The following is a 23,475-nucleotide window of genomic DNA, read 5'->3' on the forward strand; positions in this document are numbered from 1 at the left end:
GCGCCACCGAACCGAGCTGGGATCTCCGTCAGACCGGGTCGGGTCCACGTTGGTTCTGCGCGTCCGAGGGGACCCGAACCGCCGCGCGGCCGGTGTCGCCGGAGGACGACTCCTCGGCGGCCAGCCGCCGGGCGAACGCCCGCAGCAGCCCTCGCAACTGGAACACGACCTGCCCGTCCTGCCGCTCGATGTCCAGGAGCCCGGCGTCCAGCAGTTCGGTGAGCGCGTCCTGCGCGTCCTGCTCGCCGACGTCCAGCAGCGGCGCGCACATCCAGCCCTGGAAGCGCAGGTCGTCCAGCCGGCTGACGCGCCGCAGCAGGCGCTGGGCCAGCGGGCTGAGCCCCTGCCAGATCTCGTTGACCATCGCGACCAGGTCCAGGCCGCCGTACGACAGTTCGGTCAGCCGGCGGTGGTCGTCGTACAGGCGGAGGATCAGGTCGCGTACCGGCCAGTGCGGTTGGCTCTTCAACCGACCGGCGGCCAGCCGTAGCGCCAGCGGCTCACCGGCGCACAGGTCGGCCAGCAGGGAGATGTCGGCCGCCTCGGTGTCGACCCGTTCCTGGCCGACCGCCTTGGCGAGCAGTTCGACCGACTCCCGGGCATCCAGCGGTCCGATGCCCAGCGTTGTCGCGCCGCCGAGGGCGGCCAGCCGGGTCCGGCTCGTCAGGATCACCGAGCAGGTCGGGCCGCCGGGCAGCAGCGGCGCCACCTGCTGCCCGCTGGCCGCGTCGTCGAGGACCACGAGAACCCGGCGGTCGCTGAGCAGGTTGCGGTACATGTCCGTCCGCTCCTCCAGGGTGTCGGGCACGGCGCGGCTCGGCACGCCGAGCGCGTTGAGGAAACGGGCCAGCACGCCACCGGCGTCGGCCGGGCTGGCGGCGCCACCGAGCCGGGCGAACAGCTGGCCGTCCGGGTACTCCCCGTCGAGCGCGTGGGCGACGTGCACGGCCAGGGTCGTCTTGCCCAGCCAGGGCCGGCCGGTGATGACCACGACGGGCAGTGCGCGGGACCCGGCGTCGCGCGGTTCACGCAGCGCGCTCCACACGCGTTCGATCAGGTCCCGCCGGCCGGTGAAGTCGCCGATGTCGGCCGGTAACAGGCGGGGCACGGCGGCCCGCACCGGTACAGGGCGGGCCGCCTCCTCCGGCTCCAGCAGTTCGGCCACCTCGCCGGCGAGAATCGCCCGCTCCAGCCGGCGCAGCTCGACTCCCGGCTCCAGGCCGAGCTGCTCCACGAACAACTGCCGGCCGACCCGGTAGGTGTGCAGCGCCTCGGCCTGCCGCCCGCTCCGGTACAGCGCGATCATCAGCCGCGCCCGCAGCCGTTCGCGGAACGGGTTGGCCGCGACGAGTTCGGCCAGCTCGGTGGTCAGCTCGTGGTGCTGGCCGACCCCCAGCCGCACGTCGACGTACTCCTCGAGCACGGCCAGTCGCCGTTCGGCCAGCTGGGTTCCGATCGACTGGACGAGTGGGCTGCGTACGCCGGCCAGCGGGACCGCGTCCCGCCACAGCCGCAGGGCGTCGCGGAACGCGTCGGCCGCGTCGTGCGGCCGGCCCTGGCCCAGCAGCCGCCGGCCGTTCGCGACCAGATCGTTGAACTCCAGCAGGTCCAGTTCGCGGTCGGTGCACTGGATCGAGTAGCCCGGCGGGCGGGTCACGATCGCGTCGGGCCGGCCGCCGGCGGTGAGGGCGCGCCGGATGGCCGAGACGCAGATCCGGACCTGTTCCTTCGCGGTCGGTGGTGGGTCGTTCTCCCAGACGGCGTCCACGAGGCGTTCGACGGTCACCACCCGATTGGGTTCGAGCAACAGCATGGCCAGAGTGGTCCGCTGCCGAGGCGGAAACGACAGGTGGCCGGTCGTGCCGACGACCTCCAGCGGACCGAGAACGCGAAACCACACAAATATGCTCCCTCCCCAATATGGGGTGGCTTCGGCCCGTCCATCGCGAAATTGGCGATACCGCGCTGGATGGTCCGCCACACCGATGACAACTCGGGCGCCACGCCGTGTGAGGGAATTGTTGCCGGGCGATAGATCGATGCCCATGGACTCCGGACGGGCTGCGGACAGCGGGATCCGTAAGCGCAGGTCGTACGCGAGTGTCCAACAAATCCTGCGGACAGCTATGGACACGGCCGGAATCCCGCGCCGGCCGGCGCGCCTTTTGCCTTGTTATGCGGCGAGTTACGGATGCCCGATGCCAAAACGGGAGTCGGGACGCGCGGTCGCCGTCCGGCCGGGTCCCGACCGTCGAAGCGGCGCGGCCCGGCGCGGTCCTACGGCCGCCCTTCGCCCAGCACCCCGGCGACGGCCTTCCACACGTCGGCGTCGCCCAGCAGCCTCTCGCGGTCGACCCCGAACGACATGACGCGCGCCGGATCGACCGGCGGCTTGTGGGCCCGCGAGGACAGGAAGATCGGAGTCCCCACGCGCAGGTCCAGTCCGCCCTGGGCGGCCAGGAGCAGATAGGCCATGTACGCGGCGAATCCGTCGATGAGTTCCCGGCGGATCACCTCACCCAGTGACAGCCGGTCGGCGATGCCCGACATGAGCTGGTCGTACCGGTCGACCAGGGCCGCGGCGACCCGCGGCAGGTCGTCGCGGCCGGTGGCGAGCAGTTCCCGCGACCACTGCCGGGCGTCCTCAAGCTCGCCTTCGGCCAGGTAGGCCGCGGAGGCCTGGACCGACGACACGAACTGGTCGCGCAGTGCGCCGCCGGGCACCGCGGCGGCGTCGAACAGCAGGACCGCAGGCGGTGTCGCGCCGGCCGTCGCGCTGACCGCGTCCGCGACCCGGGTCGCCAGGGCCGTTCCGGCGCAGAAGCCCAGCACGGCCCGCACCGGGCGACCGGTGCCGAGCACCTCGCCCACCCACTGCGCGATGTGCGCGTCCAGCCGCGAGTCGGTGTGCAGGCCCAACCAGGCGATGTGCAGGAAGCACAGCTCGACGGGCAGCCCGGTGGCCAGGTCGGCGAAGCCGGCGGCGGCCCGCCCGCCCGGGAAGTCCAGGCACAGGACCAGGTCGCGTCCCCGATCGCACAATTCCCGCCACGTCGTCAACTCCACTGCCAACCCCCAACTCTTTCGCCAGCGATCCAGGCAACCCGGGGCGGGTATCGATCGTCTATCGCATGGCGATCACCGACGGCCGTTCCGGAGGCCGCCGCGGCGTCCCACCAATCGGCGGCGGACTTCCGCCGACCAGTCAATCGGGCGAAACACGCAAGATCCATCAATACGGGAGGGCAGGTCGCTCAGGCTTTTGCGGGTGTCGATATCTATTGGATAGCCCAGCAATACCGCCGCGCAGAACAACGGACAGATGGCTGATGTGTGGCAGGGAACCAATACGGCGGGCCGCCCGCCCCACGAGGGCGTCGATGACCCGACCGAACCCCGCGGGAGCACCGAGCAGGGGGTGGCCGCGCTGTTCACCGAGTTGCTCGGCCGGGAAAGGGTCGGGGTCAACGACAACTTCTTCGCCCTCGGCGGCCATTCGCTGCTCGCCGCGCGACTGGTCGCGTTGGTACGCACCGACTTCCAAGTGGAGATGACGCTTCTCGATCTGTTCGACGGTCCGACCGTGGCCGGTGTCGCGGCCTTCGTCGACCGGGCATCCGACGACCCGGCCGAAGGCGGGACGCTATGACCATCCGCGCGCTCATCTGCGACGAACTGCCGGTCGTCCGCAACGGCATGCGGACGCTGCTGGACGCCGTGCCGGACATCGACGTGATCGGGACGACCGACAACGGCATGGAGGCGATCATGCTGGTGCGCACGGCCCGGCCCGACGTCGTGGTCACCGACCTGGACCTGCGGATCATCTCCGGCCTCGAAATGATCCGCCGGCTCGGCAAGGAAGACCCGCCGCCCAACATCGTCGTGTTCACCGCGTCCGATGCCGACAAGACCGTCAGCGACGTGCTGCACGCGGGCGCGAGCTGCCTGCTCGGCAAGGACGCCAGCCCGCAGGAACTGGTCGCCGCCATCCGGGCGGCGGCCGCGGGTCGGGCCATGCTCGCCCCGTACGTCGCGCAGCGCCTGGTCACCTGGTTCCGCGAGCAACCGGACACCACGACCTCGACGGAGTATCCGGAAGTGACCGACCTGACCCCGCGCGAGCGGGAGGTGACCCAGATGGTTGCCCGGGGCATGTCGACCGAGGACGTCGCCCGGGAGCTGATCATCGGCGTGGCGACCGTACGCACGCACCTCTACCGGGTGTGCACCAAGCTCGGTGTCCGCGACCGCGCGCAGCTCGTGTCGCTGGCCTACCGGTCCGGGCTCATCCAGTCGGCTGGGCGCGGTCCCGACCTGGAGAAGCGGGCGAGCTGACCTCGCCATCGAGGCCGGAGTGCCGGGTACCGCCACGACGCTGGTGGGGCACGAGGGCGCGCTCGCTGTGCGCGAGGACCTCGACCGGCCGGTCGAGTCGCACGGAGGCGGCCGCCAGGCGACGGCGGGCCATCGTCCGGGCGTCGGGGTCGCCGAGTCGCTCCGCGGCGCGCAGCGCGACCTGCCAGATGTCCACGCGGTCGGACCGGTGGCCGCCGCGCACCAGGTACGCGTCCAGGCTCCAGGCCAGGTGCCAGGCGTGGGCGGCGAACCCGGCGCCGATCGCGTGGTGCAGCATGGTCTGGAGCACGGGTCGCCGCTCGTCGAACCAGGCCGTCGCCGGCGACCGGTCGGTGTACCGCGGTTCGGGGGTGACGCCGGCGGCCGGCGGGGCGAGCGGCACCGGGTTCGGATCGTCGCCGGCGTCCAACAGGGACGCCGCGGCCCGCGCGCTGTGGACGTAGTGGTCGAGCAGCCGGACCGCCGCGGCGCGCCGGGCGTCCTCGGGATCGGTGTGCGCGGCGAGGTCGCCGGCGTAGGCGCCGACCAGGCCGTGCAGCGCGTACCAGCCCGGCCTCCGCTCGGTGACCAGGGCCACCTCGCCGAGTTCGGAGAGCCGGAGGGTCGCCTCGGCCAGCGGGAGGGCGGCCAGGCTGGCGGCCGCGGCCGCACTGACGTCCCGTCCCTGGTGCAGGCTCAGCAGCCGGAACAGCCGGGCGGCCGGCGGGCTGAGCGTCCGGTACGACCAGGAGAACGCCGCCCAGAGTTCGGTGGCCGGATCGCTGGCGAGCGCGTTCGGTTCGCGGCCGCCGTCGAAGAGGCGGAACGCCAGCGTGTCCAGGGCCACGCCGGGGTGGGTCAGCGCCCGGGCGGCGACGAGGACCAGCGCCAGCGGCAGCCCGCCGCACCGCTCGACGACGTTGCGGACCGCGCGCGGCTCGGCGGCCACCCGGTGTGCCCCGAGGCGGCGTGCCAGCAGGTCGCCGGCCGCGTCGTCGGCCAGCACGTCGAGCATCACCGGGCGGGCACCGTCGGCGGCGATCAGACCAGCCATCCGGCTCCGGCTGGTCACCAGGACCAGGCACCCCGGGCTCGCCGGCAGGAGGGGCCGCACCTGCTCGACCGCGTTCGCGTTGTCCAGCACCAACAGCATCCGGCGCTCGTAGAGCAGGGAGCGGTAGAGGGCGACCCGCGCCGCCGCGGTCGAGGGAAGCTGTCCGGCCCGCACGCCGAGGGCGGTCAGGAACTCCCGCACGACCGCGTCGGGGGACATCGGCGGCCCGTCCGGATCGCACCCGCGGAGGTTGACGTACAGCTGCCCGTCGGGGAAGCGGCCGGCGACCCGGTGGGCCCAGTGCACGGCCAGCGCCGTCTTTCCCACCCCGGCCATGCCGCCGAGGACCGCGATCACCGCGCAGCCGGCCGGCAGGTCCTGGGCGAGCACCGCGTCCAACGCGGTCAGCTCGGACGACCGGCCGCTGATGTGCGACGCGGCGGGCGGCAGCTGGTGCGGTACGACCGGCGGATGCGGCTCGGGCGGATCCGGTTCGGGGATCCGCAGTGTCTCGGAGCGCTGGATCTGCCGGTAGCTGAACGCATGTTCGACAGCGGCGTAACGCGGCCGCCAGAACTCCTCCACGCCGGTGGTCAACGACAGTTGGCCGAGCCGGCCGCGATCGGCGCCGTACCTGCGGACGGCTTCCACCAGCCCCTTGACCACGTCCCAGTCGGGCAGCCGGCGGACCTGCCCGGACAGGATCGATCCCAGCTGGCTCTTGCTGATGCCCACGAGGTCGGACAGGTCACGCAGGCTGGGGCCACCCGCTTGGAGTCGGAGTTGCCGTAGGTCCAGGCATAGTTGCTCTAGCAACTGAAGCGCCAAGTCCATGGCATCGCGGCCTCCTTCGTCCGATGCTCTGGAACGCTCGGAGCGACTGACCCAACGCGACCGCCGGCGGGTGCGAACGTCGCTGTCCGGCGCCTGTCCGGACAGCGAATCACACATGCATTCCAACGTGAATGATCGTACGGCTGGAGTCTTGCCACACACGGCGCCCGGGTCCGACCTACGGGCGGAGGCTCTACCCGCAGCGACGGGCTGCGCAAACACCGACCGCACGACGTTCCCGGCGGGGGCGCCGCCGGGACCCGTCGTCGAGCCGGTGAGGGGACCCCGAGGCCCGGCAACGCGGAAGCTGACCCCGAAACCGTTCGGGGTCAGCTTCCGTCCACGCGGCACCCTCTCACGTCTGCTGGGTGACCACCTCCGCGTCCGCGGACTCGCCTGGGCCGGAGTCGTCCTGGTCGGTCCTGGCCGAGGGCGTGTCCGTCGCCGCGGAGCCGGCCTGCTCGGCCTCGCGGAGACCCCGCGTCGTCACCCGCGAGGCGAACACCAGCGCGGCGAGCGTCAGCCCGATGCTGGCGGCGATGAACGTGGCCGACGTTCCCCGCCAGTGCGCCAGCGCCCCGCCCAGCAACGCGCCCACCGGTACGACGCCGAGCACGATCAGGCGATAGGCGGCGGTGACCCGGCCCAGCAGCTCGTCGGGCACCGACGCCTGGCGCAGCGTGCTGACCACGATCTGGTTCATCGCGGTCGCCACCGCACTGCAGAACAGGAAGATCTCGACGAGCACGACGCTGGTGCTGAGGCCGAACGCGGCGTAGGTGGCCGCGGGCACCAGGGCCGCGAGCCAGGTCACCGGACCACCGCCGATCGTCCGGACCAGCCTCGACGCGATCAACGAGCCGGCGATGGAGCCCACCGCCGGTACCGCGATGAAGACGCCCCACCACGCCGGGGTGATCCCGAGCGGCCCGGTCGCCACGAGCACGATCAGACCGCCGGTGGCGGCTCCGAAGCCGTTGATCGAGGCGGAGATGAACGCCACCCGGCGCAGCAGCCTGTGGTTCCAGAAGTAGGACCAGCCGGCCCGGATGTTGCGCGCGATGGAGCCGGGGGTGGGCCGGGAGTTGTTGACGTCGCCCGCCGTCGGCAGCAGCCGGGGCAGTGTGATCAGGGCCAGCGCGGCGATCGCGAACAGCCCGGCACCGGTGGTGAACACCAACCACGCCGACACCGCGAACAGCGCGGCGCCCACCGGCGGGCCGACGAACGTGTTGATCGCCGACTGGACGGCGAACAGGCGTCCGTTCGCCCGCTCAAGATCCTTGCGTTCGACCAGGCGCGGCGGAACCGTCAGCGCCGCGTTGTCGACCATCGTCTCGGCCGCGCCGGAGAGGAACACCGCCAGGTAGAGGATGACGATGCTGTGCAGGTCGGCGAACAACGCCAGGACGAGCAGACCGAACGCGACCGCGCGGAACGCGTTGCCGGCGACCATGATGAGGCGCCGGTCGATGCGGTCGGCGAGTTCGCCGGACGGCAGGGTGAACAGCAGCCACGGCAGGAAGTTCGCCACGGTCATCCCGCCGATCAGCAGCGGGTCCCGGGTGATCGCCACGGCCAGCAGCGGCATGGCCGCCGACACCAGGCCGTCAGCCGTGTTTGACAGGCCCTGTGACAACCACAGGCGGTTGAAATCACGCCCCAGGCCCAAGCCCATGTGCACTCCTCAGCAGGCTATCGAAGGTCTTTGCGAATCAGCGCCCGGTGTTGCAACCTGGGCTCGACGACGGTGAATCCACAGGCCTCGAACGTGGTGACCCGGCCGCGGAAGCTGCGCGGGTCGATCCGGGCCGCCGGGTCCCGGTCGTCCTCGGGATAGGCCTCGATCAGGTCGGCCTTCTCGTCCCGCGCCCATTCCACGGCCCGGTTGATCAGCACCTGGAGCAGTCCCCGGTGCCGCTGCTCACGCGCCAGGTAGACGCAGACGATGGACCAGATGCGCGCCGGGTCGTCCCCCGGGAGCAGCTTCGCCGCGCGGGAGGTGCGCAGCCGCGCGAAGCCCAGCCGGGGACCGACCCCGATCCAGCCCACCGGTACCTCGTCGATCGAACCGAGGACGCCGACCCGCTCGCCGGTGGTGATCAGTTCGGCGAGACGGTCCCGGCGTCCCGCCGATCGGCATGCGGAGTAGTCCTTCCGTGTCAGTCGGAAGTACTGGCAGAAACAGTGTTCGACCAGCCCTTTCGGGCCGAAGAAACGCTCCACCCCCGGCCAGTCGTCCGGGCCGACCACAGATGCCACCAGCTCACTCACACGTCCTTCTTCCCGCGGCGTGGGCGCCGCCTATTTCCAGCTGACCGAGAGCGGCAGGCTCACGACGCCGTTCAGGAAGTTCGACACGAGATGCCTGGGCTCACCCGCAAGGGAAACGGATCGGACGTTCTCACGCCAGAGGTCGAAGAAAGTTTTCATCCCGGCCACGGCGACATGCTGGCCTATGCACCGGTGAACACCGAACCCGAACGCGGTGTGCTGGTTCGGGGAGCGGTCGGGGACGAACCGGAACGGCTCCGGGAACACCTCTTCGTCGCGATTCGCCGAGCCGAGCCACGCGGTGACCAACGACCCGGCCCGGATCTCGGTTCCGCCCAGCGTCACGTCGGCGGTGGTACGCCGCAGCACGTGGTTGATCGGGCTCGCCCACCGCAGGGTTTCGTCCACAAAGGTCTGTTCCGTGCGGTCCTGGCGGGTGAACCAGGACCACAGGTCCTCGTCGCGGGCCAACATGATCAACATCTGGTTGATCGTCTGGGGGATGGTCGGGTTCGCCCCCATCAGGAACGCGTAGGCGTTCAGCAACGCGACGTCCCGGTCCGGGTCCTCGACCGCGCCGGTGGTCCGTGGACACCGGCCGATCACCGTGTCGTCCGCCGGAGGCTCCTGCAGGGCTTCCCCGAGCACGGTCATGATCGTCGTGTGGGCCTCGAAGAGGTTCACACGACGCTGGTACTCCGACTCGGCGGCGTCCGTCGCGCCCATCGCGCGTACGGTGGCCCGGCCGGTGAGCGGCCACTCGCTCGGGGGAATGCCCATCAGCGCACCGGTGACCGTCATCGGCAGGGTGACCATGTCCGCACAGAAGTCGAACGACTCACGGCCCCGGACGGTGTCGAACAGCTCTCGCATGCGCTCCTCGATCCCCTGCGCGAGCCGCTGCGTCGCCGGCACCGTCATCAGCGGGGTGAAGATGCGCTTGAGTTCGGAGTGGACCGGCGGGTCGGTGAGGTGGATCGCCGCACCGGCCGCGACATCCCCGTCGCCGCGCACGCTGAGCATCGTGCTGTACGCCGAGGAGAACGCCGTGTGGTTGCTCAGCACCTCCCGGACGGTGCCGTGCCGCACCGCCGCGAAGAACTCCTGGCCGTCGGGGGTGACCTGGTGGTGGAGTCCATCGCGCGCGCGCATCTCCCGCCAGAGCGCGTGCATGCCCTGGCCCGAATACCGCGACTCGTCGTAGAGGTCCCACGCTCCGGGAGCGTCGAGATCCACTCGCATCAGCACATCTCCTTGCCTGACAGTGGGTCGGGTAGCCCGATGTTCTCCGCGCACCGCATGTAGAAGCACGACGCGACCGACCACGCCGTGATGCCTCGGGCGCCCATGACCTGCATCGCGGCGCGTACCAGGCGGACCATCGCGTCCTGCTGGACCAGCTCGAACCGCCGCAGCGTGCCCTCGTCCAGCCGCGCCGCGGTGTTCGCGATCTCGTACAGCCGCGTGCCCACCGCGTGCAGCTCGGCGTAGCAGCGCACCAGCGGGAACATCAACGCGTCGAGGTCGACCAGGCGCCGGCCGAACTGTTCGCGGCCGGCCGCGTACTCCCAGGCCGTGCGGAACAGCCCGACGCCGAGACCCAGCACGTAGGCCGCGTGGCGTACGCGGTCCTCGCGGGAACCGGCCGGGCCGGGCCGGTAGGCGTTCTCGAAGCCGAGGTAGCCGAGGCTCAGGCTGATCGCGGACCCGGCGGTGAGACCGAGCCCGAGACCGCCCTCGTCCTCGGGCCGCTCCATGCGGTCGAACCCCAGCTCGGCCAGGGCGTCCGCCAGCGCCGCGCGGCGGTCCGGGCAGTACGCGAACAGGGGCTGCGCCCGGACGCCGGCGCCGACCGGTTCGAGGACCTCCACCAGGGTGTCCACCAGCTCCGGCCCGAAGCGCCGGAGGATGTCCCGACAGCGGCGGGAGAACTCCTCGCCGAGGTCCGCCCTGATGGTGGACAGCATGATCTCCGACGAGCCGGCCGACAGCGTCAGCCCGGGCGACTCGGTGAGTCCGGAGTACAGCTCCTCCCGGACGAGGTCGTCGAGGTCGGTCCGGTCCGCCAGCGTCCGCCAGCGACGCAGTACCTCGTGCCCGACCTGCTGGCAGGTCTCGCTCGTGTACAGCTTGGGCACGGCGGTCTCGGTCGCCGCGACATCGGGGCGCAGGAACACCTCCGTCGCCGCGCGGGCCACCGTCGTGGCGCACTCGACCTGCCCCTCGAGCAACTCGAGCTCGTCGGGTCGGCCGGTGGCCACACGGAGTGCGGTCAGCCATCGGGCCGCCCGCACCACGTGGTCGATGCCGGTGCGTTCGATGGCCAGGGCGCCGTCCAGCAGTCCCCACCCGCGGCCGTCCGCACCGATCCGGCGCCAGGTTTCGACCTCGACGTCGCGCAGCGTCACCCGGCACATCCGCTCGGGCTGGATCGTCTCGACGAGTTCGACGGTCACGCCGGGCGCGGCCAGGTCGATGACGAAGAGGGTGATGCCGTCGTACCTGTTGCCGTCCGTTCCGGTGCGCGCGGCCACCAGTGCCGAACCCGAGATGTCGCTGTAGATGCTGAACACCTTGACGCCGTTGATGACGTACCGGTCGCCGCGGCGCTGCGCCCGGGTACGCAGCGCGGCGAGGTCGCTGCCCGCGCCCGGCTCGCTGTAGAGCACGGTGGCGAACTCCTCACCCCGGCTGATGCGCGGGAGCAGTTCGCGTTTCAGCCGGTCGGAGCCGGACTTCAGCACGAAGTAGCCGACGATCTGCACGGTGAGCGCGTACACCAGGTCGGGCAGTCCGGTCGCGATGAACCGCTCGAACAGTTCGACGCTCACCCCCGTCGGCGCCCCCGATCCGCCGAACTCGCGCGGCCAGTCCGGGGTGAGCAGCCCACGCCGGCCCAGTTCCCGGTACGCCTCGGCGATCGCCTCCCCGTCCATCCGCCGGGACCGGATCACGAGGTCGCGCCACCGGGCCGTGCCGATCAGCTCGGTCAGCGACGCGAACAGGTCGGGCGCGGCGGTCCCGACGTCCATGCCCGGGTCCGCGAGCCGGCCCGGGTCCGGGACGTCGTGCCGGATGATCTTCTCGATGGCGGACAGGTTCTCGGGGTCGTTGAGCAGGTCGTAGTGCCCGCCGGGCAGGTCCTGGAAGTCGACGTCGCCCGAGGTCATCTCCCGCCAGTCCGATGTGGAGGACTTCGTGGCGCGGATCGAGACGATGTCGAGATCGCCGGTCGTGGGCCACCAGGTGCCGATGATGCGGGAGTTGCGCGCGAAGATCTCGAAGCGCTCCGCGAACGTCTCCATGTCGATGCCCAGGGCCTCGGCGGCCGCCGCCGGCGAGTCGACCAGCCACTCGCCGTGCTGTCCGCCCGACCTCAGCGCGTCGCTGACGAACTGCCGCAGTTGCTGGCTCGGCGTGGGCTCCCGGTACTGCCTGAACTGCCACGTCGAGTCGACCAGGACCACCTTCGGGCGGACCCCCTGCTGCGCCAGCAGGCAGGCGATCTCCCAGGCGAGGCCGCCGCCGAACGACCAGCCGCACACGATGTCGATGTCGGCGCACCGCTCGCCCAGCCCGGTCACGTACCACCGCGCGAGATCCTGCATCGACGGGGCCGGCTCCCCGTCGGCGAGGACCTCCAGCGAGGCCTCCAGCCCGAGGCACCGGTAGTCGGGAAGTCTGCGCACCAGCGGCTGGAGCGCGAGGAGGCTGCCGCCGACCGGGTGTGCGAACAGGAGGACCCGCTCGGGGTGTTCCGGCTGGTTCATCTCCACGAGGCCGGGTACGGCGGTCGCCGTCGACCTCGCACCGAGGTAGGTGCTGAGGCGCTTGCCGTCATCCATGCCGGCCTACTCGCTGACCAGGAGTCGGGCCACGTCTTCTTCGCTCATCCGCTCGATGGCCTGTTCGAGCTCCTCGGGCGACAGGCTGGCCAGCCGGGCCCGTTCGACCTCCAGGGCCATGCTCTGCACGCTCGAATCGTTGAAGAACACGACCAGGGAGATCGTCGTGCTGAACAGCTTCTTGATCTTGGACATCAGCTGGACGGCCTGCAGGCTCGTCCCGCCCAGGTCGAAGAAGCTGGTGGTCTTGGAGAAGTCGACACGGCCCAGGATCGGCCCGAACGCCTCGGTGAGCATCGTGCGTTCGATGTCGTTGAGCTGCTCCACCGGCGCGGACTCCACGACGGCGTCGAAGCCGACGGCGGGCAGCGCCCGCTCGTCGATCTTCCCGCTCGCGTTGATCGGCAGCTCGTCCATGAGCACGAAGCTGCTGGGCCGCATCGTGGACACCAGGCGCTTGCGGCAGTGTTCCCGCAGCACCGCCTCGGAGACGGTGCCGCCGACCCCGGTCGCGCAGTACGCCACGACCCGCTTCTGATCCCCGTCCGGTCGGACCTGCACGTACACGTTCTTGATCCCGTCGGCCGCGCGGACCACGCTCTCGATCTCGCCGATCTCGATCCGCACGCCGTTGATCTTGACCTGTCGGTCGCGCCGCCCGACGTAGACGAGTTCGCCGTCGCCGTTGAGCCGTGCCAGGTCGCCGGAGAGGTAGACCCGGGCCGTCGGATCGGGACCGATCGGGTCGGCGACGAACTTCTTCTGGTTGTCCTCGTCCCGGCGCCAGTAGCCGGACGTCAGGCCGACGCCGCCGAGCGCCAGCTGCCCGATGACCCCCTGGGGTACCGGCCGGTGGTGGTCGTCCAGCACGTACGCCGTGTGGTTGTCCATCGGCCCGCCCATCGGCAGGGCGGCCGGCGACAGCGGCTCCCGCAGCTCCTTCACGATGCTGGTGACGGTGCACTCGGTCACGCCGTACCCGTTGAAGATGCGGCGGCCCCTGCCCCACGCCCGGACGAGTTCGTGGGAGAACGCCTCGCCGCCGACGAACACGATGCGCAGGTCATCCAGCGGCGCCGGATCGAGCAGCTTCATCACCGACGGCGGCAGGTCGGTCACGGTGATCCGGCGCTCCTGCAGGAACCGCTGGACATCCGGCATGCTCAGCCGCTGAGCGGACGGCACGAGGTGCAGCGACGCGCCGCTGAGCAACGCACCGAACATCTCGAAGATCGAGACGTCGAAACCGCAGGACGCGTAGCCGAGGACCCGGTCCTGCGGCGAGAGCTCGAACAGCACCTGGACGTTGCGGATGAAGCCGAGGATGTTGTCGTGGCTGATCAGCACGCCCTTGGGCGTGCCCGTGCTGCCCGAGGTGTACATCAGGTAGGCCGCCGCGTCCTGGCCGCGGGCCACCTCCGGCTGCTGCGCCGGTGGCTCGTCCTCGGCCGGCAGCCGCCACTCCAGCGCCGGGGAGATCCCGGCCGTGGTCGCGTCGCAGATCACGTGCAACAGGTCGGCGTTGTCGATGATCGCCTCGATCCGGCCGCGCGGGTTCATCGCGTCGATCGGGACGTAGACCGCGCCCAGCGACATCAGGGCCAGCACGGCCGCCGGGAAGTCGGGCGACGGTTCGAGCGCGACACCCACCCGGCTGCCGGCGCCCACCCCGGCCGCGCTCAACCGGGCGCGCAGCAGGTCGACCCGGCGCAGGAGCTGCCCGTAGGTCAGCTGCGCGGTGGGGGTGCTGACCGCCACGCGGTGCTCGTGCGCGTCGGCGACGTCGCGGAAGTGCGCGAAGACGCTGCCGGTGGGCACCGGCGCGCGGGTGCCGACGCCGAGGCGGGCCTGTAGCTCCCGGGACTCCTCGTCGGAGTCCCAGAGCCGCTGCATGCTGACGTCCGGCGCGGCCAGCGCCCGGCGCAGGAACCCGACGAACACCCGCTGGATGGTCTGGATCGTCGCCAGGTCGAAGATGTCGGTGTTGTAGACGGTGTTGACGTCCAGGTCCTCACCGTCCTGGTTGAGCGTCCACTGCTGGAAGAACTTCGCCCGGGTCGTTTTGGGCAGGATGTCGGTCAGCTTGACGCCGTCGATGAGCTGGAGCTGGTCGGTCCACTCGTTGATCGTCAGCGTGTACTGCAGCAGCGTCGACCGCGAGGAGTCCCGCTGGACGTTCGTGTGCGCGATGATCTCCTCGAGCGGCAGGTAGCCGTGCGCCTGGGCGCCGCGCAGCCGCTGCTGGACCCGCGCCAGGCACTCCCGGAACGTCTCGTCCGGTGCGACCGGGCAGCGCAGCGGCAGCATGTTGATGAAGAAGCCGATGGTCCGCTCGGTCTCGATCTCGCCGCGGTTCGCGTTGGGCATCCCGAAGATGACGTCCTCGGATCCCGAGTACCGGTGGTACACGCAGGCCATCGCCGTCGCGAACACCGTCGCCGGGGTGGTCGACAGGGCCAGGGCGAGGCGCTTGACGTCGCCCGCGACGCCCTTCCACTCGCTCGACTCCGAGCTGCCGGGGTAGGTCGCCTCGGGTGGCAGCGGACGGTCGCCGGGTATGTCCATGACCTCGACGTCGCGCAGCGTCTCGGTCCAGTAGTCGACGCTGGCCTGCCATGCCCCGGCCTGCAGGCGCTTGCGCTGCCACGCGCTGAAGTCGGCGAACTGGACGGCCGGCGGCTTGATCTCCGGTACGGCGCCGACCCGCCGCGCGTTGTACTCCCGCACGAGTTCGTCGAAGAAGATCGCCGACGACACGCCGTCGAAGATGATGTGGTGGAAGACCACGCTGAGGAAGTGCAGATCGTCACGGACGGTGACCAGATCGAACTTCCACAGCGGGAACGCCGTCAGCGTGAACCGGGTCTCGGCGAGTTCGGCGAGGATCCGGTTCGCCTCGGTCTCGGAGTCCGCGTGCGACCGCTCCAGCACGACCTCGGGATCCTCGACGATCCCCTGGAAGTACTGGTCGTTCTCGACCAGGACGTAGGTGCGCAGCGCCTCGTGCCGCACGACGATGCTGGCGAGCGTGGCGGCGAGGGCGTCGGCGTTCAGCTCGCCGTCGAGCCGGAACGCGAACGCGACGTTGTAGGTCGTCTCCCCGGTTGCAGCTGGTCCACGAACCACAACGTGTTCTGCGAGTAGGACAGCGGCACGTTGTCGCGATCCTGGCGGGGCCGCGGCCCGTCGGTGATCCGCGACCGCGCGTTGGTCAACATCGCGGCCAGCGACTGCTTCTTGCTGCCGGCGGCGCTCTCCGGCACTGATCTCACCTCTGAGCTCACGCGAAGCTCCCCTTCAGGTTGGTCGCATCGATCGACGGAGCGTCTTCTCGGGAACCGGTGTGCTGGTCGCCGTCCGACCGGACGGGCAGGTGCGCCAGCTCCGAGAGGGCGATGGACAGCACGTCGATGCCGCGCAGGTAGTCCGACAACACGATGTGCTCGGTGTCGGCGTGGTCGAGCCGGCTGTCGCCGGGGCCGTACGTGGCCATCGGGATGTCCCAGACCTCGGCGAGGGTGTTCATGTCGGAGGTGGCGGTCTTCACCACGTACCGCGGCTGGCCGTGCAGCCGCCGGATGCCGCACGTCAGCGCGCGCGCCACCGGCGTGGACCGGTTCGTGCGGCAGGCCGCGACCGAGTTCAGCACCTCGATGTCGCCGACCGGCAGGCGGTCCCGCAGGTCGCGGACCAGCGCATCGGCGTCGTGGCCCGGTGGGGTGCGGATGCTGAAATCGACGGTCGCCGCGGTCAAATCCGCGTTGAGCTGGCAGAGCGTCGCGCCCGGCCGGTCGAACACGCCGAGGCTCGCGTCCGGCCCGAGCAGGTCCACCAGCGCCGTCCAGCAGGCGACCGCCAGGTCGGAGGCCTTCGGCGCCGGGTTGCTCGGGTGGGTCGACGGAAGCCTGACCGTGTAGCGCAGGTCGAGCTTGCCCTTGTAGCCGAGCACCACGCTCGACCAGCCGCTCGGCTCGCCGACGATCAACGCGTCCGGCTGGTCGTGGGTGACCCGGATCGCCATCGCCCCGCGCGAGCACGGGGTCTCCTCCTCCACGGCGCCGACGACCACGAGCCGGCCGGGGAAGTCCACCGCGCTGGCCGCGGCGCAGATCATCGCCGCGAGCGGACCCTTCGCGTCGACCGCGCCCCGGCCGTACAGCTTGCCGTCCTCGCAGTGGACCGGGATCTCGCCCGGGATGGTGTCCAGGTGTCCCAGCAGCATCACGGTCGGTCCCTCGCCGCGCTCGATCACGCCGATGACGTTGCCCACCGCGTCGATGTGCGACCGGAAACCCAGGACCGCCATGGCGTCGGCCAGGAAGTCGGCCAGCGCGCGCTCCTGATAGGAGGGCGACGGGACCTCCAGCATCCCGCGCAGCAGGCCCACGGCGTACGTCTCGGTGACCGCGCCGGACGCGGTGAATGCGAAGTTCATCGGCGCCCTCGCTCCAGTAGGTGTTCCACGATGCGGTCCGCGACGTCGACACGCTCGCCGAACGCGGCCTGGAAGCCGGAGAACTCGACCCGGTGGTTGACCTCCAGCACCAGCAGCCGGCCGTCGCTGTCCTCGATCAGGTCGACGCCGGCGATGTCGGCGCCGACCGCGGCGGCGGCGTCCGTCGACAGCTTGGTGATCTCGGGCGTCGGCTCGCACGGCCGGGTCCGCCCGCCGAGCGCCACATTGGTCCGCCACGCCTCGCCGACCCGGTAGACGGCGCCCAGCAGTTCACCGCCGACCATGATCGCCCGGATGTCCCGGCCGGGCTTGTCGACCAGTTCCTGCACGTACCCGAGGTGCGACTGAGGGCCGGGCAGCGCCGCGACGTACTCGAACACGCCTTCCGCGCTCGCGCGGTCGGGCAGCCGGACCACGAGCCGGCCCCACGACCCGACCAGCGGTTTGACCAGCGCCGGATAGCCGATGACCTCCAGCGCGTCGAGCGCGGCCGCGGGGGTGAGGCCGAGCGCCGTGCGCGGCACCGGCAGTCCGGCCGCCTGCAACGCCATGGTGGTCCGCCACTTGTCCCCGCACACCGCGGTCGCCTCGGCGCTGTTGACCACGTCGACGCCGCCGGCGGCGAGGCAACGGGCCGCGTACTCGGCCCGGACCTGGCCGATCTCCCGGTTCAGCGCGAGCCGCCAGGGCAGGTCGCGCTGCCCGGCCGCGAACCAACGCCGCCGCGTGTCGACCTGGTCGAAGGCGACACCACGCCGATCGAACGCCTCGAACAGCCGCTTCTCGTCCGCGCCGACCCGACTGGCCAACACGGCGATCCGGCCGTCGTCGGGGCGCGCTGGTATCGATGGCACCAAGACCTCCGTAATGGGACGGCATGATTCGGCTGCCTCGTGACGCTACGGACGGCCGGATCCCGAACGCGTCCGCGCGAGGTTCAGCCGGGGCGACGCATTGCATTGACATTTCCGTCCACGGGTTACGTGTTCCGCTTACCCGATCCGTGTCCGAGCCGTACGACAATGGAGGATGTTCAATGCGTCACCGCGGAAGGAAGCGGAAGGAAGCGGAAGGAATCAGATGGAAGACGCACCCGAACGGATACCGGTGCTCGCGCTGTGGAGCGCGCCGCGCAGCCGCTCCACCGCCTTCGCCCGGATGATGGCGGAGCGCAACGATCACCTCGTGGTGCACGAACCGTTCTCCCAGGTGGTCGACTTCGGCGAGGCGAAGGTGGGCGACCGGGTCGCACACACCGAGCAGGAGGTGCTCGACGCCCTGCGCGCGGTCGCCGCCGGGCGGCCGGTGTTCTTCAAGGACACCATGGACTTCCACTATCCGGCGCTGCTGGCCGACCGGGCCTTCCTGCGGGCCGCCACCCACACGTTCATCATCCGCCACCCGAGCGAGGCCATCGCCTCGCACTTCGCCCTGAACCCGGACCTGGGCCGCGACGAGATCGGCTTCGCCTGGCTGCACGAGGTCTTCGACGCGGTGCGCTCGGCCACCGGCGGGACGCCCACCGTGATCGACTCGGACGACCTGCTGGACCGGCCGCGGGACACCGTGCGGGCGTACTGCGCGGCGGTGGGCATCCCGTTCGTGCCGGAGGCGTTGAGCTGGCGGCCGGGGATGCGACCGGAGTGGCAGGCGACCGGCCGGTGGCACCGGTCGACCAGCCGGACCGCGGGCTTCGAACGCAAGGCCGGCGACGCCGCCGCGGTGGTCGAGGCGAATCCGGTGCTGCGGGGCTACCTCGATTACCACCTGCCGTACTACGAGCGGTTGCGCGCGGCGGCGATCCGGCCCTGACCACCGCGGTGGAAATAGTCAGCCGGATTACCCGGAGACTGCGTCGGAAGCGCAATCGAGGCGCCGATGGTAATCATCACGCGGACGAAACCAGTGATTCAACGGAATAGATTGGTGCCACCGCAGAGCGTTCCAGTGAGGGAGAGACATGCTCGTCTCCAGCGCCGTTTCCCACCGGTGCGATCCGGTCGACATATCCGGTCACCGCAACAACACCGCCATCTCGTCGGCGACGGCGACGAAGGCCGGTCACTTCAACGTGTGGGGCAACTCCTTCGCCGCCGAGCACCTGCCGGCCGGCGGAAGCCTCGTCCACGTGGCCGGCGTGCCCTTCCGGTTCCCGCCGGTGTGCGCCGGCCCGGACAACATCCGTTGCGAGGGACAGTTCATCGCCGTGACGCAGGGCCGTTACGACTGGGTGCACGTCCTGGCGGCGGCCGAGCGGCGCTGCGAGGACACCGTGGAGCTGAGCTTCAGCGACGGCCCGGTCGACGCCGAGTCGCTGCGGGTCTCCGACTTCTGGGCCGCACCGGCCTGGTTCGGCGAACTCCTGGCGTTCCGGAGCCCGGTCATGCACTACCCGCACCACGTGCAGCGGGGCGTGCCGGCGCTGATGTGGGCCCAACGGGTGCCGGTCACCCGGCGGGCCGACCTCGTCGGCATCCGCCTGCCGCGCAACGTCGCGATGCACATCTTCGCGGTCACCCTCCAACACGGAGCCGATCATGACCGGTGAGGTGACGGCCCGGGCCTACCTGACCGCGCAGCCGCAGCTGTGGTACCGCGACCTGATCAGCTGCCTGCAGGCCACGTTCGGCACGCTGGTGGCCCGGCTGGGCGCCGACCCGCTGGCCGTGCTCGGGGCGGGCTGGCGGTTCCTGCACCTGCCCGGCGACGTCCGGTTCGACGAGTTCTACTACCCCTGCCCGGACGGCGACCTGGGCGCGGCCCTGGCCCCGCACCACCGGTTGCGGGCCCGCTGGTGGCAGCCGGCCGACGAGGACGACGTGTGGCGGGAGATCCGCGGGTCGCTGGCCCGCGACCAGCCGGTCATCGCCGCGGTGGACAACTTCCACCTGCCGTTCCGGCCCGCCTACGGCGACGTGCACGCCGCTCACCTCGTGGTGGTCTACGGCCTGGACGAGGAGCGCGGGCTCGTGTACGTCTCGGACGCGATGCCGCCGGCCTACCGCGGTCCGGTTCCGATCGACGAGTTCCTGAACAGTTGGGGTTCGGCCAACCCGGCCGACGTGCAGGACGCGTTCTTCAGCGACTCGCGGATCGGCCGGCGGTGTCTGGACGTCCGGCTGGACGCCCCGCCCGCGCCGCTGACCCCCGAACTGCTCGACGGCTACCTGCGCATCGACGTCGACAACTTCACCACGGCCACCGCGGCCCGCACCGGTCTCGCCGGGTTCGACGCGTTCGCCGGGGAACTGGTCGACCGGTGCCGCGCCGGGGACGGTGCCGCGCTGCGCGAGCTGTACCCGTTCGGCTGGGGCATGCAGGCGCAGGCGTCGCTGCACGGCGAACTCCTGCGCCGCTGCGGCCGGGAGTGGGGCGACCCGGCCCTCGCCGGGGCCGGACGGGCCGTCGAGGCGGTCGCCCACGCCTGGACCGGGCTGCGCATCACCGGCGCGCACGGGATCGCCGACGCCCCGGCGGTCGCCGCCGACATCGCTCACCACGCCACCGTGCTGCGTGGCAAGTACGCGTACGCCGTCGACGCCCTCAGCGCGGCGATCTGACCACCCCGGAGAGGCAGCGATGAGCAAGCTGGCAGCGTTCGGCGGCACGGCCGCCGTACCGAAGAACCGGCGCGGCGTGGAATGGCCGCTGATCGAGGACGAGGACCGCAAGGCCGTCCTCGACACGCTCGACGGCGGCCGGCTGGTGTCCAACACCCAGGGCGTGAACCCGGTCGCCACCCTCGAACAGAACTGGGCGCAGCGGTTCGGCTTCGAGCACTGCGTCGCGGTCTCCACCGGTACGGCCGCGCTGTCCCTGGCGCTGGCCGGGCTCGGGATCGGACCGGGTGACGAGGTGATCGTGCCCGCGCTCAGTTTCATCGCCACCGGGCTCGCGCCGGTACACCAGATGGCCACTCCCGTGTTCGCCGACGTCGACCCGATCACCTTCAACCTCGACCCGGACGATGTGCTGCGCCGGATCACGCCGAGAACCGCGGCGATCATCCCGGTGCATTTGCACGGCGCGCCCGCCGACATGGACCGGCTCCTGGACATCGCACGCCGGCACGGCCTCGCGGTGATCGAGGACGCGGCCCAGGCGCCCGGCGCGACGTACCGGGGTCGGCCGGTCGGCGGGATCGGCGTCGCGGGGGCGTTCAGCCTGCAGGTCACGAAGAACATCCCGACCTGCGGCGAGGGTGGCCTGCTGGTCACCGGCCGCGCCGAGCTGGCCGAGGCGGTCCGCCGCGCCCGGCAGTTCGGCGAGGTGATCGAGAGTGGCCGCGACCGCGACTACGTGTCGCACGGCCTGGGCTGGAACCACAAGATGAACGCCATCCAGGCCGCCTTCACCACCACCCAGTTGGCCCGCTTCGACGGGTACGAACGCCAGCGGCAACGCAACGTCGCCGAGTTCCTCGCCCGGCTGGCGCCGCTGCCCGGCCTGCGCGTACCGACCGCGCTCCCGGACACCACGCACGCCTGGCACATCCTGCGGTTCCGGTTCGAGCGGGCCGGGTTCGGCCTCTGCGAGGACGTACGGCCGGAGGCGCTGCGCTCGGTGCTGCGGCGGCTGCTGCGCGCCGAGGGCGTGCCGATGTCGCAGTACCAGCTCATGCCGCTGCCCGACCAGAAGGTGTTCGTCGAGCGCGTCGGGTTCGGCGCCGGCTATCCGTGGGCCGTGACCGGCGACCCGGCCCCGGGCGCGGACGCGGACGGGGACGGGGACGCGGACCACCCGGTTGCCCGCGCGATCATCGCCGACTCCCTCACCATCCAGAAGCGGCACCTCAATCCGGGATCGGGCGAGCTGCTCGGCCTGTACGCGGACGCGTTCGAGAAGGTCTGGGCGAACCGGGACACGGTGGCGACACTCGCGACGGCGGCGTCATGACCACGGCCCAGGACACGCTGGAGGCGGTCGCCACCCGCATCCGCCGGCACATCGTCGACATGTGCGCGGGGCCGGAGGGCGGCCACCTCGGCGGCGCGCTCTCCTGCGTCGAGGTGCTCAGCGCGCTGTACTTCTCCGTGCTCAACGTGGACCCCCGGCACCCGGACCACCCGGACCGCGACCGCTTCCTGCTCAGCAAGGGCCACGCCGCCCTGGCCCTGTACGCGACGCTCGCCGAACGGGGCTTCTTCCCGGTGCGGGAACTCGCCGGATACGGCCGGCCGGGCAGCCGGTTGATGGGCCACCCGGTGCGCGCGGTCCCCGGCGTCGAGCTGCCGACCGGGTCGCTCGGCCACGGTCTCGCGCTGGCCTGCGGGTTCGCGCTGGCCCACCGGTACGCCGGCCGCGACTCGCGCAGCTTCGTGCTGCTCGGCGACGGCGAGCTGCAGGAGGGTTCGGTGTGGGAGGCGGCGATCGCGGCCGCGTCGCTGCGGCTGGACCGGCTGGTCGCCGTCGTGGACCGCAACGGGCTGCAACTGACCGGCCCGGCCGAGCGGATCGCGCCGATGGAACCGCTGGCCGAACGCTGGCGCAGCTTCGGCTGGGCCGTCCGCGACGTGGCCGGGCACGACGCGACCGGGCTGGCCGGGCACCTCGCCGCGGCACCGTGGGAGCCGGGCCGCCCGAGCGTGCTGATCGCCCGCACGGTCAAGGGACACGGGCTGTCGTTCCTCGCCGGCCGGGCCGGCAGCCACTACGTGACGCTGTCGCCGCGCAACCACGCCCGGGCGCTCGCCGCGCTCGCCGTCCCGGACACCACCCGATGAGCCGCGCGGCCCGCGAGGCGTACCGGGACTGCCTGCTCTCGCTGCTGGACCGGCATCCGGAGGTGATCTGCCTGGACACCGACACCGGGCTGTTCCGCCCGGAGCACGCCGCCGCGGCCGGGGACCAGTACCTCAACCTCGGCATCGCCGAGCACAACCTGATGGGGATCGCCGCCGGACTGGCCGCCTGCGGGCGCATGCCGTTCGTGAACACGATGGCCGCGTTCGCCACCTCACGCGCGCTGGAGGCCATCAAGATCGACATCGCGTACAACCGGCTGCCGGTGCGCATCATGGCCACCCACGGCGGTCTCGCCGCCGGCCACCTCGGCCCCACCCACCAGGCCCTGGAGGACCTCGCCGTGCTGCGGGTGCTGCCCGGGATGACCGTGGTGGTGCCGGCCGACGCGGCGGCCACCGAGGCGTTCGTGGCGCAGAGCCTGAGCCTCGCCGGGCCGCTCTACGTACGGCTCGACCGCAAGCCGTCGCCGCCGCTGCCCGCGGCCCCTCCCCCGGTCATCGGTCGCGCGCAGACGCTGCGATCCGGCGGCGACGCGGTGCTCGCCTGCTGCGGCCCCTACCCGACGCTGGCCTGCCTCGCCGCGGCGGACACCCTCGCCGGGTACGGCGTCGACACCACCGTGCTGAACCTGCACACGGTGCGCCCCCTCGACACCGCGACGCTGATCGAGGCGGCGCGACCGGCCGCGCTCGTGGTGACGGTCGAGGAGCACTGGCGCGGCGGCGGCCTCGGCGGCGCGGTGACCGAAGCCCTGGCCGAGGCGGCGCCGACGAAGGTCCTGCGGCTGGGCATGCCGGACCGGTTCGTCGATGCGGTCGGCAACCAGGAACACCTGCTCAGCCACTACGACATCACCGCGGAACGGATCGTGACCACGGTCCGCACCGCACTCGACGCGACGGCTCGCGTCGGGACCCACCAGTGAAGGG

The 23,475-nt window shown here is 71.5% G+C and carries 19 protein-coding genes; 8 read left to right on the plus strand and 11 right to left on the minus strand.

Annotation, left to right across the window (positions count from 1 at the left end):
- Positions 1-28: 28 nt before the first annotated feature.
- Positions 29-1,900, minus strand: a complete 1,872-nt coding sequence (locus tag CIK06_RS18295) for an AfsR/SARP family transcriptional regulator (protein ID WP_198347931.1) — start codon at positions 1,898-1,900, stop codon at positions 29-31.
- Between the two features lie 377 nt (positions 1,901-2,277).
- Positions 2,278-3,072, minus strand: a complete 795-nt coding sequence (locus CIK06_RS18300; protein WP_157756841.1) for a hypothetical protein — start codon at positions 3,070-3,072, stop codon at positions 2,278-2,280.
- Between the two features lie 250 nt (positions 3,073-3,322).
- Here CIK06_RS18300 and CIK06_RS18305 point away from each other — a divergent pair, with 250 nt between their 5' ends.
- Positions 3,323-3,649, plus strand: a complete 327-nt coding sequence (locus CIK06_RS18305) for a phosphopantetheine-binding protein (RefSeq protein ID WP_095565859.1) — start codon at positions 3,323-3,325, stop codon at positions 3,647-3,649.
- A complete protein-coding gene (locus CIK06_RS18310; protein ID WP_095565860.1) occupies positions 3,646-4,338 on the plus strand; it encodes a response regulator transcription factor in 693 nt (230 codons plus the stop codon). Before CIK06_RS18305 ends, CIK06_RS18310 begins: the two co-directional genes overlap by 4 nt.
- On the opposite strand, the gene CIK06_RS18315 is transcribed toward CIK06_RS18310, so the two are convergent.
- The 9 genes from CIK06_RS18315 to CIK06_RS18350 all read right to left on the minus strand — a co-directional run bounded on the left by CIK06_RS18315 (position 4,289) and on the right by CIK06_RS18350 (position 17,655).
- The gene (locus tag CIK06_RS18315) at positions 4,289-6,226 is read right to left on the minus strand and encodes an XRE family transcriptional regulator (RefSeq protein WP_198347932.1); all 1,938 of its coding nucleotides are present in this window, start codon (positions 6,224-6,226) and stop codon (positions 4,289-4,291) included. The genes CIK06_RS18310 and CIK06_RS18315 overlap by 50 nt on opposite strands.
- A 355-nt stretch (positions 6,227-6,581) precedes the next feature.
- Positions 6,582-7,904 (minus strand): MFS transporter, encoded by a 1,323-nt coding sequence (locus CIK06_RS18320; RefSeq protein ID WP_198347933.1) that lies wholly within the window; start codon positions 7,902-7,904, stop codon positions 6,582-6,584.
- A gap of 17 nt (positions 7,905-7,921) precedes the next feature.
- Positions 7,922-8,500: a GNAT family N-acetyltransferase gene (locus tag CIK06_RS18325; RefSeq protein WP_095565862.1), complete on the minus strand. Its 579-nt coding sequence runs from the start codon at positions 8,498-8,500 to the stop codon at positions 7,922-7,924.
- A gap of 30 nt (positions 8,501-8,530) precedes the next feature.
- Entirely contained in the window at positions 8,531-9,742 is a 1,212-nt protein-coding gene (locus CIK06_RS18330) for a cytochrome P450 (protein WP_198347934.1), read from the minus strand.
- The gene (locus CIK06_RS18335; RefSeq protein ID WP_095565864.1) at positions 9,742-12,345 is read right to left on the minus strand and encodes an acyl-CoA dehydrogenase family protein; all 2,604 of its coding nucleotides are present in this window, start codon (positions 12,343-12,345) and stop codon (positions 9,742-9,744) included. Before CIK06_RS18335 ends, CIK06_RS18330 begins: the two co-directional genes overlap by 1 nt.
- Positions 12,346-12,351: 6 nt before the next feature.
- Positions 12,352-15,471 carry a non-ribosomal peptide synthetase gene (locus CIK06_RS18340; RefSeq protein WP_095565865.1) on the minus strand — a complete coding sequence of 1,040 codons (3,120 nt, stop codon included), beginning with the start codon at positions 15,469-15,471 and terminating at the stop codon, positions 12,352-12,354.
- A complete protein-coding gene (locus CIK06_RS30190) occupies positions 15,396-15,629 on the minus strand; it encodes a hypothetical protein (protein WP_198347935.1) in 234 nt (77 codons plus the stop codon). Before CIK06_RS30190 ends, CIK06_RS18340 begins: the two co-directional genes overlap by 76 nt.
- A complete protein-coding gene (locus tag CIK06_RS18345) occupies positions 15,626-16,780 on the minus strand; it encodes a M20/M25/M40 family metallo-hydrolase (RefSeq protein WP_095565866.1) in 1,155 nt (384 codons plus the stop codon). The genes CIK06_RS30190 and CIK06_RS18345 overlap by 4 nt, the downstream gene beginning before the upstream one ends.
- A complete protein-coding gene (locus tag CIK06_RS18350) occupies positions 16,777-17,655 on the minus strand; it encodes a RimK family alpha-L-glutamate ligase (protein ID WP_095565867.1) in 879 nt (292 codons plus the stop codon). The genes CIK06_RS18345 and CIK06_RS18350 overlap by 4 nt, the downstream gene beginning before the upstream one ends.
- Before the next feature lie 226 nt (positions 17,656-17,881).
- On the opposite strand from CIK06_RS18350, the gene CIK06_RS18355 reads away from it, so the two are divergent.
- The 6 genes from CIK06_RS18355 to CIK06_RS18380 all read left to right on the plus strand — a co-directional run bounded on the left by CIK06_RS18355 (position 17,882) and on the right by CIK06_RS18380 (position 23,471).
- Positions 17,882-18,613 carry a sulfotransferase family protein gene (locus CIK06_RS18355; RefSeq protein ID WP_095565868.1) on the plus strand — a complete coding sequence of 244 codons (732 nt, stop codon included), beginning with the start codon at positions 17,882-17,884 and terminating at the stop codon, positions 18,611-18,613.
- A 148-nt stretch (positions 18,614-18,761) separates the two neighbouring features.
- Positions 18,762-19,349 (plus strand): hypothetical protein, encoded by a 588-nt coding sequence (locus CIK06_RS18360; RefSeq protein ID WP_095565869.1) that lies wholly within the window; start codon positions 18,762-18,764, stop codon positions 19,347-19,349.
- Entirely contained in the window at positions 19,339-20,361 is a 1,023-nt protein-coding gene (locus CIK06_RS18365; RefSeq protein WP_095565870.1) for a BtrH N-terminal domain-containing protein, read from the plus strand. The genes CIK06_RS18360 and CIK06_RS18365 overlap by 11 nt, the downstream gene beginning before the upstream one ends.
- Positions 20,362-20,380: 19 nt before the next feature.
- A complete protein-coding gene (locus CIK06_RS18370) occupies positions 20,381-21,697 on the plus strand; it encodes a DegT/DnrJ/EryC1/StrS aminotransferase family protein (protein WP_095565871.1) in 1,317 nt (438 codons plus the stop codon).
- On the plus strand, positions 21,694-22,524 hold the full coding sequence (locus CIK06_RS18375) for a transketolase (protein WP_095565872.1): 831 nt from the start codon (positions 21,694-21,696) through the stop codon (positions 22,522-22,524). The genes CIK06_RS18370 and CIK06_RS18375 overlap by 4 nt, the downstream gene beginning before the upstream one ends.
- On the plus strand, positions 22,521-23,471 hold the full coding sequence (locus CIK06_RS18380; protein WP_095565873.1) for a transketolase family protein: 951 nt from the start codon (positions 22,521-22,523) through the stop codon (positions 23,469-23,471). Before CIK06_RS18375 ends, CIK06_RS18380 begins: the two co-directional genes overlap by 4 nt.
- Positions 23,472-23,475: the final 4 nt, after the last annotated feature.

The sequence above is a fragment of the Plantactinospora sp. KBS50 genome, from assembly GCF_002285795.1.
Classification (GTDB): domain Bacteria; phylum Actinomycetota; class Actinomycetes; order Mycobacteriales; family Micromonosporaceae; genus KBS50.

Coding starts and splice junctions, on each gene's coding strand:
- CIK06_RS18305 (WP_095565859.1), top strand. CDS start 3,323: ATGGCTGATGTGTGGCAGGGAACCAATACGGCGGGCCGCCCGCCCCAC.
- CIK06_RS18310 (WP_095565860.1), top strand. CDS start 3,646: ATGACCATCCGCGCGCTCATCTGCGACGAACTGCCGGTCGTCCGCAAC.
- CIK06_RS18315 (WP_198347932.1), bottom strand. CDS start 6,226: ATGGACTTGGCGCTTCAGTTGCTAGAGCAACTATGCCTGGACCTACGG.
- CIK06_RS18320 (WP_198347933.1), bottom strand. CDS start 7,904: ATGGGCTTGGGCCTGGGGCGTGATTTCAACCGCCTGTGGTTGTCACAG.
- CIK06_RS18330 (WP_198347934.1), bottom strand. CDS start 9,742: ATGCGAGTGGATCTCGACGCTCCCGGAGCGTGGGACCTCTACGACGAG.
- CIK06_RS18335 (WP_095565864.1), bottom strand. CDS start 12,345: ATGGATGACGGCAAGCGCCTCAGCACCTACCTCGGTGCGAGGTCGACG.
- CIK06_RS18345 (WP_095565866.1), bottom strand. CDS start 16,780: ATGAACTTCGCATTCACCGCGTCCGGCGCGGTCACCGAGACGTACGCC.
- CIK06_RS18355 (WP_095565868.1), top strand. CDS start 17,882: ATGGAAGACGCACCCGAACGGATACCGGTGCTCGCGCTGTGGAGCGCG.
- CIK06_RS18360 (WP_095565869.1), top strand. CDS start 18,762: ATGCTCGTCTCCAGCGCCGTTTCCCACCGGTGCGATCCGGTCGACATA.
- CIK06_RS18365 (WP_095565870.1), top strand. CDS start 19,339: ATGACCGGTGAGGTGACGGCCCGGGCCTACCTGACCGCGCAGCCGCAG.
- CIK06_RS18370 (WP_095565871.1), top strand. CDS start 20,381: ATGAGCAAGCTGGCAGCGTTCGGCGGCACGGCCGCCGTACCGAAGAAC.
- CIK06_RS18375 (WP_095565872.1), top strand. CDS start 21,694: ATGACCACGGCCCAGGACACGCTGGAGGCGGTCGCCACCCGCATCCGC.
- CIK06_RS18380 (WP_095565873.1), top strand. CDS start 22,521: ATGAGCCGCGCGGCCCGCGAGGCGTACCGGGACTGCCTGCTCTCGCTG.